At 43.0% G+C, this 12,601-nt stretch carries 10 protein-coding genes; 6 read left to right on the forward strand and 4 right to left on the reverse strand.

Annotated elements, in window-relative coordinates:
* Nucleotides 1-209: 209 nt before the first annotated feature.
* The 3 genes from NZ896_01645 to NZ896_01655 all read left to right on the forward strand — a co-directional run bounded on the left by NZ896_01645 (nucleotide 210) and on the right by NZ896_01655 (nucleotide 4,108).
* Complete coding sequence (locus tag NZ896_01645; GenBank protein ID MCS7116156.1) at nucleotides 210-1,292, forward strand: aminopeptidase P family protein; 1,083 nt, start codon at nucleotides 210-212, stop codon at nucleotides 1,290-1,292.
* A gap of 84 nt (nucleotides 1,293-1,376) precedes the next feature.
* Entirely contained in the window at nucleotides 1,377-2,366 is a 990-nt protein-coding gene (locus tag NZ896_01650) for a phosphate uptake regulator PhoU (protein MCS7116157.1), read from the forward strand.
* Between the two features lie 110 nt (nucleotides 2,367-2,476).
* Complete coding sequence (locus tag NZ896_01655) at nucleotides 2,477-4,108, forward strand: CTP synthase (protein ID MCS7116158.1); 1,632 nt, start codon at nucleotides 2,477-2,479, stop codon at nucleotides 4,106-4,108.
* 56 nt (nucleotides 4,109-4,164) lie between these two features.
* Here the strand turns inward: NZ896_01655 and NZ896_01660 are convergent, their stop codons facing one another.
* Nucleotides 4,165-5,112 (reverse strand): hypothetical protein, encoded by a 948-nt coding sequence (locus NZ896_01660; protein ID MCS7116159.1) that lies wholly within the window; start codon nucleotides 5,110-5,112, stop codon nucleotides 4,165-4,167.
* 32 nt (nucleotides 5,113-5,144) lie between these two features.
* Between NZ896_01660 and thiW the strand changes: the two genes are divergently transcribed.
* From thiW to cytX, 3 genes are read left to right on the forward strand one after another with little or no spacing between them, the layout of a single operon-like run.
* A complete protein-coding gene (gene thiW / locus NZ896_01665) occupies nucleotides 5,145-5,693 on the forward strand; it encodes an energy coupling factor transporter S component ThiW (GenBank protein MCS7116160.1) in 549 nt (182 codons plus the stop codon).
* 7 nt (nucleotides 5,694-5,700) lie between these two features.
* Entirely contained in the window at nucleotides 5,701-6,246 is a 546-nt protein-coding gene (locus NZ896_01670) for a hypothetical protein (protein ID MCS7116161.1), read from the forward strand.
* A complete protein-coding gene (gene cytX / locus NZ896_01675; protein MCS7116162.1) occupies nucleotides 6,243-7,538 on the forward strand; it encodes a putative hydroxymethylpyrimidine transporter CytX in 1,296 nt (431 codons plus the stop codon). Before NZ896_01670 ends, cytX begins: the two co-directional genes overlap by 4 nt.
* Before the next feature lie 46 nt (nucleotides 7,539-7,584).
* On the opposite strand, the gene carB is transcribed toward cytX, so the two are convergent.
* The 3 genes from carB to NZ896_01690 all read right to left on the reverse strand — a co-directional run.
* A complete protein-coding gene (gene carB / locus NZ896_01680) occupies nucleotides 7,585-10,827 on the reverse strand; it encodes a carbamoyl-phosphate synthase large subunit (protein ID MCS7116163.1) in 3,243 nt (1,080 codons plus the stop codon).
* A 13-nt stretch (nucleotides 10,828-10,840) separates the two neighbouring features.
* The gene (carA, locus tag NZ896_01685; protein ID MCS7116164.1) at nucleotides 10,841-11,926 is read right to left on the reverse strand and encodes a glutamine-hydrolyzing carbamoyl-phosphate synthase small subunit; all 1,086 of its coding nucleotides are present in this window, start codon (nucleotides 11,924-11,926) and stop codon (nucleotides 10,841-10,843) included.
* 179 nt (nucleotides 11,927-12,105) lie between these two features.
* The coding region (locus tag NZ896_01690; GenBank protein MCS7116165.1) for a molybdopterin-guanine dinucleotide biosynthesis protein MobB at nucleotides 12,106-12,601 on the reverse strand (496 nt) is incomplete at its 5' end.

Consider the following 12,601-nt stretch of genomic DNA (forward strand, 5'->3'; position numbering starts at 1 on the left):
TCCTCCACAGCATACCTAAACGATGAAGGGGCCAAGTCATTCACAACTCTTATCTTTATTCGAAGATTTTGCTTCTCAAATCTAATAAAATTTACTAAGTTATTTAAATATTTAGAGCTCAATGGCAGATTTTATCTTTATTTCTTGATGGTGTTCACTTCGATAATATTCGCATCATTTAAATCGATATCCTATGTTATGATCTTGGTATGCATATAGCTACGAGTATCGTAAATGAGCGAAGGGAAAGGGCCCTCAAATCTGCTAAGAGTTTAGGGTTCGATGTTGTGGTAGCGAGTAGCCCTGAAAATTTGTACTATTTAACCGGCTTTTGGGGTAATGGTGTAGTAATGATCGATGAGTCTAAAACTCTGATTTATACACAGATCTTGGATAAGAGTAGGGCCGAATCTCAATCTGTAAATTGTGAGGTGATAGGTGTTAAGATCGGTTCATCCCTCTACGATGTTATTATAGAGCGCTTGAAAGGGAGGAGGGTATTATTCGATAATCCTCGAGTATCCATCGCCGATAGAGTTAGAGAGGCCATGGGCCAGAATGTAAAGTTCGATCCACAATTCTATTACGAATTGAGGAGGAGGAAGGATGAGTTCGAAATCTCATGTATAAAAAAGGTTGCGGCGATGATCGATGAATTGTTCGAAGCAGTTAATGAGATCTTAACCGTGGGCATAAGTGAGAGGGAGGTCGCTGCGAAGCTATTTTCAAAAGCGATCTCGATGGGTTGCACACCCTCCATCACTACTGCAACCATTCCGATCATAGTCGCCTCGGGACCAAATACTTCATATCCACACGCAGAGCCTACCGATAGAAGGTTAAATCCGGGCGATTTGGTGATAATCGATCTATTCTTCATGTATAAAGGCTATGTGGCCGATGCAACTCGAACCTTTGGTTTAGGAAGTGTATCGAACGAGATTAAAGAGATTTATGAAGTAGTTAGAGAAGTTCAAGAATTGGGTATAAAAAGTGCGACCGATGGGGCTTTGTGTAGAGATGTAGATAAGGTCTGTAGAGATAGGTTGATCGAAAGAGGTTTGGGAGAGTATTTCATCCACTCCACTGGCCATGGTGTGGGTTTAGAGGTTCATGAACCCCCATGGCTGGGGCCGGGCTCGAATGATAAGTTAATGAAAGATGATGTGGTGACGATAGAGCCTGGGGTCTACATTCCAAATAGATACGGAGTCAGGATTGAAGACACGATCCACATCTCACATGGTGTAGAAATTTTAACAAAATTCCCGAAGGAGCTCATCATCCTATAACCTCGTCCATCTCTAACTGTAACGATACATTTAGAATGTTTATTTATCACAAATGCATTATCACGATCATTAAGGTGTAAAAGTTTGGAACTCCGCAAAGCGCAGGAGATGGGCGGAGGGACGATCTTAATCTCTCTACCAAAAGAATGGGTAGAGCGGTACGGTTTGAAGAAAGGTAGTATAATCGCGATCGATACGACCATCGATGGAGGGCTTTTACTTCATCCATTTCGAGGCGAGGAGAAGAGATCGTATGAGATCAACATACCTTATCTGGCTGAAGATTTAGAGCGTTTAGTAGATAAGATCACTGGAGCTTACCTGTTAGGTTATGATGTGATCAAAATCTTCGGGAATAAACGGATCGATTACAAAGATAGAGAGGGTATAAAGAAGGGGGTCCGAAGGTTGATCGGTTTAGAGATCGTCGAAGAGGATGCACATTCTATAACGTTACAATTCCTTCCTGAACCCACGACACTTAACCCCACCAAGATGTTCATGAGGATGCATATGTTGGTAATGGGCATGATCAAGGATGCGATTACTTCACTTATAGAGAATGATGAACATCTAGCAAAAGTCATTATTGAGAGAGATGATGAAGTGGATAGAATCTACTTTCTACTTGTACGAATGTTGAGAAGTGCCGTGTTAAACCAAAGGTTGGCCAATACCTATGGATTGAGCGCTGTAGATTGTTTAGATTACCGTGTAGCGGCTACAATTCTTGAGGCTGCGGGTGATGCTGCCGTCGAGCTCGTTCAGAATCTTCACGCTATTTCAAAAGATCTGAGCAAAGAATTGAGTGACCGATTGTTAAAGGTTAGAACATTTTTAGAAGAGAGTCAGAAGCTCGCCGTAAAAGCATTTCTCTCTAAAGATGAAAAGGATTTGAAGAGGGTTGAAGAAGCGAATCACAACCTTTACGAAGTTCTGACGAATCTAAAGGCAGAATTTTTACAGAAACCCCTTCCATCATTATTGACGGTAATTTCAAATTTAGATAAGATGTATAGATGTTATGTCGATATCAGTGATCTTACCGTTCCTATACACCCGATATTAGGATGATGAAGGATTGTGAAGGATGATAGATGATAATAGATGATAAAGATCTTCTCTTAAAAGTCATCTACGTTAAACTCAAAAGGTTTAATTATCGTTAGTCAGCTTGGATAACTATGCCCAAATACATCTTTGTTACTGGAGGGGTGATGTCGGGGTTAGGGAAGGGGGTTACTACTGCTTCTATAGCGAAACTCCTCCAGTTGGCAAGCTTTAAGGTGACATGTATAAAGATCGATCCATACCTCAACGTCGATGCTGGTACTATGAACCCATTGATCCATGGTGAGGTATTCGTTACGGACGATGGTGGCGAAACGGACATGGATATTGGGACGTATGAACGTTTCCTAAATCAAAACTTAACATCTGAGCATAATATCACCGCTGGTCAGGTGTATAAGCGCGTCATCGAAGAGGAGCGAAAAGGTACTTACCTAGGTCGATGTGTACAGATCATCCCTCACGTGACCGATGAAATTAAGAGAAGGATCAGAACGATAGCCCAAAAGAGCTCTGTAGATATAGTATTGGTTGAATGTGGAGGTACAGTAGGGGATATAGAAGGGCTACCGTTTCTCGAAGCCTTACGCCAGATGAGGTTAGAAGAAGGTACATCTAACACATTATTTGTGCATGTCACACTTGCACCCATACTGGAGCCCGTTGGAGAGCAGAAGACAAAACCTACACAACATAGCGTACAGGAATTGAGGCGCATCGGTATACAACCGGATATGATCATAGTGCGTTGTAAGGATTATCTATCCGAAGAATCAAAAAGGAAGATTTCACTATTCACGAGTGTCGAATATGATGGTGTGATATCCAATCCCGATGTGAGCATAGTATATGAAGTACCACAGATACTGGAAAAAGAGGGAGCACTTTCATACATATGTAAAAAGCTACAACTAAACTACAAAGGGATCGATTGGCACGATTGGAACCAATTCTTAAATTCATTTTTGAATGCTAAAGATGAGGTCAAAATCGCTATTGTTGGCAAGTATGTGAGTTTAGTTGATAGTTATGTTAGTATTAATCATGCTTTGATCCATGCAGCTACATCACAAGGTGTAAGAGTTCGCGCCGAATGGATCGATTCGGAAGAGCTCGAACATAAGCCAGAGCTACTCTCTATACTGAAGGATTTTCATGGTATCCTCGTGCCCGGAGGCTTTGGTAAAAGGGGGATTGAGGGTAAGATCATGGCAGCCAATTACGCATATCTACACAGTATACCTTACCTAGGGCTCTGCCTCGGCTTCCAATTGGCAGTAGTAGCATTTGCGAGGTACGTTGTAAACCTGATTGGGGCGAATTCTACCGAATTCGATCCCTTAACACCACACCCTGTAATAGATCTACTTCCCGAGCAAAAGAATGTAAAAGAAATGGGGGCGACCATGAGACTTGGCGGGCATGAAATAACGATCAAAGAAGGTACCAATGCTTTTAAGATCTATGGTAAGAAGATCATCAGAGAGAGGCATCGACACAGGTACGAATTGAACCAAGCATACCTTGAAACGTTGGAGAATGCTGGCATGATCTTTTCAGCTTACAGCGATGGAGGGAAAAGGGCTGAAATCTTAGAAGTACCGAGACATCCATTCTACTTTGCAACTCAATACCACCCAGAGTTTATCAGTAGACCGAATGCTCCAGAACCAATCTTCGTCAAATTCATACAAGCAGCGGTGCAGAGGAAGGTCGATATTCAGCAGCCAATAGCATTAGTATAGAGTTTATAGAGTTAATTGAATACTGAATAACGTATCAAAAGATAAGTATTTACGAATTACGAATTACGGATGTATTCACTTGCGATTCTGGTAGCTTCTTCCGCAACTTCGGTAGCAGATCCTCCAAAGATATAGGTCATCGGTTCTATACCTATCCCACCCTTATGAATCACGACTTTTGGAATTCTTCCCAATTTCGATAATTTATCGTTAAAGCTTTCAACGACCACATCGACACCAGCACGTGGAGGGCCTACCTGCTCTATATAAATTAGACTATAACCCACCTCTTTAAGGATTTTATCGATCTTGTCATCGTACTTTACATTGATCACAGCTCTAACATCTTTACTGTAGTGCATTGCACACAGAAGTATCCTTGCCATATGGCGAGAAGCCCCAAACTCCGGATCCATCATCGCTTTCGCCCTACCATGCACTCTACCGATCCTTCCGGGGATTGCTGCGATATCGGCCTCTATACTTGCATTGGGGATCGCTGATGCAATATTCACCGAAACTTCGGGCATGATGTACGAAAAGTGGGGAGAGGTTTCAAGGATCCTTACAGCCCTCTTCAAATCCTCTAATACCTGAATCTTCGCTCGATCGATAACTTCAGCCCTAAATAACTTTATGCAGATGTCACAATCTTTATCGATTAGATATAGACGTCGATGTGCATCACATAATCTACCTTCAGCCAACAACCTCCTCCAAATGGTGTATAGCGTACGTAAAGCATCGACCTGACTTATAAATAGGTCTTCACATAAAAGCTCTACAATCTTAATGCCTTCATCCCTTTTGATACCCAATTCATCCAACCTTTTAAAGTAGTATTGGGGATCTTTTGAGAGGTATTGGCTGATCGCAGCTTGAGTGACACCTAACATACGGGCCATCCTCCATTGACCTATATTCCTCTCTTTTAACCTATGCGCGATCAGGCCCTTTAGTGCGGGTAAAAAGTCCTTGACCATGATCTCACAAGGCGGGTGCATATTATAAGTGATTTATTAACATACTTATAAGTATGTCCATTCTTCGTGTAAGTGGTATGGCAGTAGCGAAGAGAATCGCACTCATAGCCTTGCTGATATCGTTAGGGGTTGCGCTATCTATCTATCCGGGTCCGATACCGGTAGGTGCTGGACCTAAACTCTATCCATTTCAACACATGATCAATGGTATTTCAGGAGTTATACTAGGTCCGTGGTATGGTGCTTTCGTTGCGCTGGCCATCGGTATTCTAAGGGTCAGTATAGGAACTGGTACTGTACACGCATTCCCGGGTGGAATACCGGGCGCGATCATCGTGGGCCTGATCTACCGATACATAATGAAAAGAAATACTGCTGCACTCTTCGAGCCCATTGGAACGAGTTTGGGTGCATTCATCAGCGCACTTATCGTAGCCCCTTTGACTGGGCTCACGATAAAAGTATCATTCTTCGGCTTAACGGCCCAATGGCAACTATTCCTAGTATCATTCTTATTCAGCAGCATACCTGGAGCTACGATAGGGTACTTGATCCTCACCGCATTAAAGAAGAGAGGTATCCTTGAGAGAATATCATTTTAGGGATCTTTTGAATAAGAAGGTTCTTATCGTAGGTGATTTAAATACGGGTAAGACCAGACTTACAGCCAAGCTATTAAATGAGGCGGTAGAGGGCGGTTATTCGAATAAGATAACGGTCATAGATATGGCCCCTTCTCCTTCGATAAGGTCAATTTATGGTAAGGTTGGAGAGAGGTTAGAATCCTATACGGATTATGTAAGATTTGTGAATTATCTGAAGCCGGATAGAGTAAGAGCACCTCGATTAGAGGGGCGAACTAGTAATGAGGTATTAGAACTTGCTCGAGAGAATGCGATCAATATCGATAAGTTGATCACAGAATTTATGTTAAAGCCGACGGAGATTTTATTCATCAACGATCTATCGATCTACCTTCACATGGGTAATATTCAGAGGATCCTTCAGCTCTTAACGAAATCTAAAACGTTTATCGCCAATGCATATAAAGGCACTTCACTCAAGGATGATAAAGGTTCTGGTATTTCGAAGCGTGAAGAAGAGATGCTCACCATAATCGAGAAATATATGGATTTGATTGTTGAGTTAAAATGAAGATCCGTTTCCCTCCCGAGTGGGGCATCGAGCCAGTCTCTAAGGATTATCGCTATCTGAGATTTATCGATTACTTTATTTTATGGACGAGTTTAGGTAAAGGCTTACTCGTATTCTGGGCTGGTTCACTGTTAGTACCTCAACTGAGCCTTAATGCTGCACTCCTTATAATAATCGTTGGTAGTATCATAGGCTCTTTACCTCTGGCACTCGTAGGAGTCATGGGTAGTGATAATGCCATTCCCACGATGGTCGTATTAAGACCCTCCTTCGGAATCTATGGCTCGTACCTCCCTAGCATTCTAAATATCATCCAACTGGTAGGTTGGACGGTATTTGAGATAGTGGTAATGGCTTTAGCAGCGAACAACATCTCAAAGAGTGCCTTTGGGTACTCTAACTTCTATCTATGGGTCATAATCTTCACAACCTTTTGTGTGTTGATGGGTATCGTAGGCCCGATAGCGGTGGTGAGAGAATGGTTGGAGAAATTCGCATTCTGGATTTTGTACGGTTCCACGGTATGGATCGCTTATTCGGCTTTAACTACACGTAACTTCTTAGATTTGATCGCATTACCAGCTCAAGGGGATTTACCTTTACTCCTTGCCATGGATATAGTTATAGCGATGCCCATCTCTTGGATGCCTCTCATAGCCGATTACAACCGATTCGCACGTAATTCTAAAGAAGGATTCTGGGGCACATTCATCGGCTATATTATAGCGAATGTGATAGGTTATGGAGTAGGTGCGATTTTGATCCTTTCGATGGGTACGACAGACGTGGTCTCGGCGATCATGCTCGTCCATTTGGGCGCCTTCGCTTTAGTATTGATATTGATCTATGAAGTCGATAATGGATTCGCAGACTTATACTCTGCAGCGGTATCGATTCAAAACCTCTTCCCAAGGTTAAAGCAACGTCTCTTGATAATAACGCTTGGGATACTGAGCGCCATTCTCGCCATGCTGATCGGTGAAAAGGTTTACCATTACGAATGGTTCCTCCTTTGGATCGGTTCGGTATTCGTCCCGGTCTTCGGTGTAGCATTTGTAGATTATTTTCTCGTAAAGAATAGAAGGTATGATTTGGAGATGCTCTACGGTCTTAAAGGTGCTTATAAGTATCGAGGTGGTATTAATATTAGAGCGATCGTGGCCTGGAGCACGGGTGTACTGATCTATTACTCGATCGTTTGGTACATACCATGGTTAGGAGCATCGATACCGAGCCTATTAACCTCAGCATTCACCTATTGGATCCTAAGTGGTCTTTCGAATAAAAGATGAAAGACGAAGGATGAGTAGAATAAAGGAATATGGATAAGGTGTGGAGTTATCGGTCTAATCGAGCTACCTGTTGTATAAGCTTTAATTTTTTGTGGTAATGATTTAAAGAGTTTACAGAGATCTGCTCCTTCTTCATAACTTCGATAGCTTCTATCATCGCCCTTGCCGCTTGTATAGTGGTAATATAAGGTATTCGATAATCGACCGCTGCCCTTCTGATCTTGTATCCATCTCGTGTAGGATCTCTTCCTACACTCGGCGTATTGATTATCAGATTCACATCACCCTTCCGGATATGATCGATGATGTTGGGAGAGCCTTCGCTCACCTTCTTCACGACCTTTACCTCAACACCAACCTCCATCAGGGCTTTCGCTGTACCCTCCGTTGCCAATATTTCAAAACCGAGCTCCTTTAACCTCTTACCGATCTCTTGAATATCTTTCACACCCTCCCTTCTACTGATACTTAAGAAGATCCTTCCAGCCATCGGTAGATTGTTGCCAGCAGCCAATTGAGATTTATAGTAAGCTCTACCGAAGTCCTCATCGATACCCATAACCTCGCCAGTAGACTTCATCTCTGGACCGAGAACGGGGTCTACACGTGGTAATTTGGCAAAAGGAAATACCGATTCTTTGACCGCCGTATAGTTGATATTTACATCATCCACCAAACCCATACTCTTTAATGTATGGCCGAGCATAACCTTCGTCGCCACTTTGGCCAATGGTACCCCTATAGCTTTACTGACGAATGGCACTGTCCTCGAAGCCCTCGGATTCACTTCTAATACGTATACCTCACCATCCTTGACTGCGTACTGAATATTCATCAATCCGACGATTCTTAACTCCTTTGCCAACCGCTTCGTATAATCTTTTATGAGCGATATAGTCTTTGGAGAGAGGGTCTTTGGGGGTATAACCATCGCCGCATCCCCAGAATGTACACCGGCCATTTCGATATGCTCTAAAATACCACCTATGAATACATCGTTTCCATCGGCTACAACATCTACATCGACTTCGATGGCATTCTGAAGGAATTTATCGATCAATATGGGATGATTCCCTGAAACTTTGATGGCTTCATCTATATACCTTCTTAATTCCTCCTCATCATGGATCAATGCCATCGCCCTACCACTCAACACGTAGGATGGGCGTATCAGTACTGGGTAACCGAGCTCTTTAGCAACATTTAATGCATCCTCTTTCGATGTTACAGCGGCACCCTTCGGTTGAGGTATCTTTAAAGAATTGAGGAGTTTATTGAACTTCTCTCGATCCTCCGTTATATCTATACTCTCGGCCGATGTTCCGAGAATATTCACACCAGCCCTTTTTAATGCTAGGGCAAGATTTATGGGGGTCTGCCCTCCAAATTGTAGTATCACACCATCGGGATTCTCCTTTTCGATGACGTTCATCACATCTTCGAAGGTGAGTGGTTCGAAATAGAGCTTATCAGACATATCGTAATCTGTACTTACGGTTTCGGGATTGTTATTGATGATGATCGACTCAATCCCTTCTTCTCTCAATACCATAGATGCATGGACACAGCAGTAATCAAATTCGATACCTTGCCCGATCCTTATAGGCCCACCCCCGATGATCGCTATCTTTTTACGTTTAGAAACACTGACTTCATCTTCACCATTGTAAGTCGAATAGTAGTATGGAGTCTTCGCTTCAAATTCTGCCGCACAGGTATCGACCATCTTGAACCTAGCCTTGATACCAAGCCTTCTTCTTAAGGCCCTTACATCCTCCTCCTTCATACCCGTAATATCGGCTATCTGTAAATCGGAGAAGCCGAGCTTCTTTGCCTCCTCAATCAGATGGACGAGTTCATCCTTCGTAGCGCTACGGAGCCTCTCCTCCATCTTTACAATATTTAAGATCTTATTTAGGAACCATAGATCTATATGTGTAATCCTATTGATCTCCTCCGGGGTCCAGCCCATCTTGAGAGCTTTATAGATGTAAAAGAGCCTTTTATCGGTCGGATACTTTAACATTTTGTATAACTCATCTTGGCTCACATCAAAATCTTTACTCAGATGTGGGATCGTAATTTCGAGAGACCTCACAGCCTTCTGAAGTGCTTCCTCGAACGTCCTACCTATAGCCATAACCTCGCCAGTAGACTTCATCTGAGTCCCTATCACTTGATCGGCTTCTACAAATTTATCGAAGGGCCATCGTGGAATCTTTATGACGACATAATCGAGAGCGGGCTCAAAGGATGCGAAAGTTTCACCTGTGACACGGTTCAAAATTTCATCGAGCGATAGACCTAAAGCGATCTTCGCAGCCACCCTCGCTATAGGATAGCCTGTAGCCTTCGATGCGAGGGCGGAGCTTCTACTCGCCCTTGGATTAACCTCTATTACCGAATATTCGAACTTCTCCGGCCTAACAGCGAACTGTATGTTGCAGGCACCTTCGATCTTTAAAGCTCTGATGATCTTTATAGCGGCGGCACGAAGGGTCTGGTGCTCTTCATCACTGAGTGTCTGTGCAGGTGCTACCACGATACTCTCACCCGTATGGATGCCCATGGGGTCGATATTCTCCATATTGCAGATGGTTATGCAATTATCGTAAGAATCTCTCATCACTTCATACTCGATCTCCTTCCACCCCAACACACATTCATCCAACGCTACCGCATTATTCATACTAACCTCTAAGCCCCTCTTTACAACCTTTATCAATTCATCGTCATTCCACGCTATACCCGAGCCAGTACCACCGAGACAGTAACTCGCTCTACAAAGGATTGGGTAACCGCCAAGGTGATTTACAGCACTTAAAGCCTCATCTACAGATCTCACTTCCACACTCTTAGGATAGGGCTCACCTATGCTCTTTAAGAGTTCATTAAAGAGCCTTCGATCCTCAGCATACATAATAGATTTAACACTCGTCCCGATCACCTTCACCCCATACTTTTCCAATATACCCATCTCTTCCAACTTTACCGCTAAGTTAAGGCCCGTCTGACCGCCCATCGTGGGTAATAGACCGTCAGGCCTCTCCTTTTTTATTATCTCAGCGATGATTTCGGGCGTCAATGGCTCGATATAAACTTCATCGGCTACATCGGTATCGGTTTGAATGGTAGCCGGATTCGAATTGACGAGAATTACCTTTACACCCTCCTCTTTAAGGGAGCGGCACGCTTGGGAGCCTGAGTAGTCGAATTCGGCCGCCTGGCCGATTACGATCGGGCCCGAGCCGATCACCAAGACACTCTTTATGTCATCTCTCTTTGGCAACCGATCGACCTCCTCAATACTCTCTTAACCAATTTAAGAAGAGGTCGAAGACATACTCCGCATCCCTCGGCCCCGAATGTCCTTCGGGATGGTACTGTGTAGAAATGATGGGTAATTCTCTATGTATGAGCCCTTCAACGGTGCGATCATTCACGTTTATGGATGAGATTTTGAATCCCGTTCCATCTAAACTCGAAGGTTCTACAGCAAACCCGTGATTTTGAGATGTGATATAGACTCGGTTAGTAATCAAGTCTTTAACCGGATGGTTGCTACCACGATGGCCGAACTTCATCTTATAGGTCTTTGCTCCAGAGGCAAGTGCAAGGAGTTGATGGCCGAGGCAGATACCGAGCGTAGGTAATTTACCGATGAGCTTCTCTACCGTCTCTATTACATAGCGTATATAAGCGGGATCGCCCGGTCCATTCGAGATTACCACGCCATCCGGATCATAATCCATGATCTCCTCATAATTCACATTGGCAGGCACTATCGTAATATTCACACCACGCCTGAGTAAAGCATCTATAATGCTCTTCTTTACACCACAATCGATGAGTACTACTTCATAGTTACCTTTTACATCGATCCTCTCCACATTCCTCCTCGTAACCTCCCTCACCAAATCTATCTCCGATGTAGATGGTTGATTACGTGTCTTTCTCAAAACTTCATCGATATTCGGAGGATCGTTAGTGTAGGTGATGAGTGCACTCTTCATCACACCATACTTACGAATCTTTATAGTGAGTGCCCTCGTATCCACACCCTCGATCGCTGGAATTCCATAATCTCTTAAAAATTCATGAATCGTCTTTATAGGTCGATGGTGTGATGGGATTTTACAAGCCTCCATAACCACAAATCCTTCTACTTGAATCCTTTCGGATTGAAAGCTAGATTCATGAATACCATAGTTACCTATGAGAGGGTAGGTCATGATCAAGATCTGTCCGTTGTAAGATGGATCGGTCAATGCTTCTTCATAACCGGTCATGCTCGTGCAGAATACCGCCTCGCCGTAGGCTTCGCCCTCAGCACCGAAACCCTTGCCGTAAAAGATACTTCCATCTTCTAATGCAAAAAGAGCTTTCATCTTTATTTGATGGTCATTAAACTCTATTAACGTGACCCTCTCCCTCCTTTGGGGAGGGTAAAATAAATATTTTTCGATGGTAAATTGGCAACCTTACATTTTTCTTTCCCTCTGAATTCCTTCATCTTTAACGCTAAAGGTTTGATCGGTTAAAGGAGATCATATTGGTGTTTTGAACGTTAAAAAGAGGATTCTCCTTTAATTTTTAACTTCTCTTTGATTAGTGATAGGAGGGTTTGCCCATCTCTATCTAAATTTAAGTTTATTACTGATGCTTCCGGTACATTTAGGTTCGATGGTGCTAAATCTTCAACAACCCTTCCTGTCACAGCTAAAATAGGACCAACCACATCCTTAAGGATAGAGTCTAACTCCTCCCTATTCTTCGCAGTTATAATCTTGTAAATATCTCTCCTTTTTGCAACGAAAGTATGGAATCCTTCTAGGAATACGATGTCAAAATCCTGACGATTGAATAGATTAAGAATATTCTCCAAAGTTTGACAAAAATCACCCTTCTTTATAACTGCCAACTCATTCGGCGATACTATAGCTATAGTTTTAGCACCAGCTTTGGCAAACCTCCATGAATCCTTCCCCTTCACATCTATCGTGAAACCCCGTTGGTGAACATGTTTTGCCACACCGACCCTGAAACCTTCTTTACACAGAATC

The organism is Nitrososphaerales archaeon, assembly GCA_025058425.1.
GTDB lineage: Archaea > Thermoproteota > Nitrososphaeria > Nitrososphaerales > JANXEG01 > JANXEG01.

Coding starts and splice junctions, on each gene's coding strand:
- thiW (MCS7116160.1), top strand. CDS start 5,145: ATGTCCATTCTTCGTGTAAGTGGTATGGCAGTAGCGAAGAGAATCGCA.
- carA (MCS7116164.1), bottom strand. CDS start 11,926: ATGAAAGCTCTTTTTGCATTAGAAGATGGAAGTATCTTTTACGGCAAG.
- cytX (MCS7116162.1), top strand. CDS start 6,243: ATGAAGATCCGTTTCCCTCCCGAGTGGGGCATCGAGCCAGTCTCTAAG.
- NZ896_01645 (MCS7116156.1), top strand. CDS start 210: ATGCATATAGCTACGAGTATCGTAAATGAGCGAAGGGAAAGGGCCCTC.
- NZ896_01655 (MCS7116158.1), top strand. CDS start 2,477: ATGCCCAAATACATCTTTGTTACTGGAGGGGTGATGTCGGGGTTAGGG.
- NZ896_01660 (MCS7116159.1), bottom strand. CDS start 5,112: ATGCACCCGCCTTGTGAGATCATGGTCAAGGACTTTTTACCCGCACTA.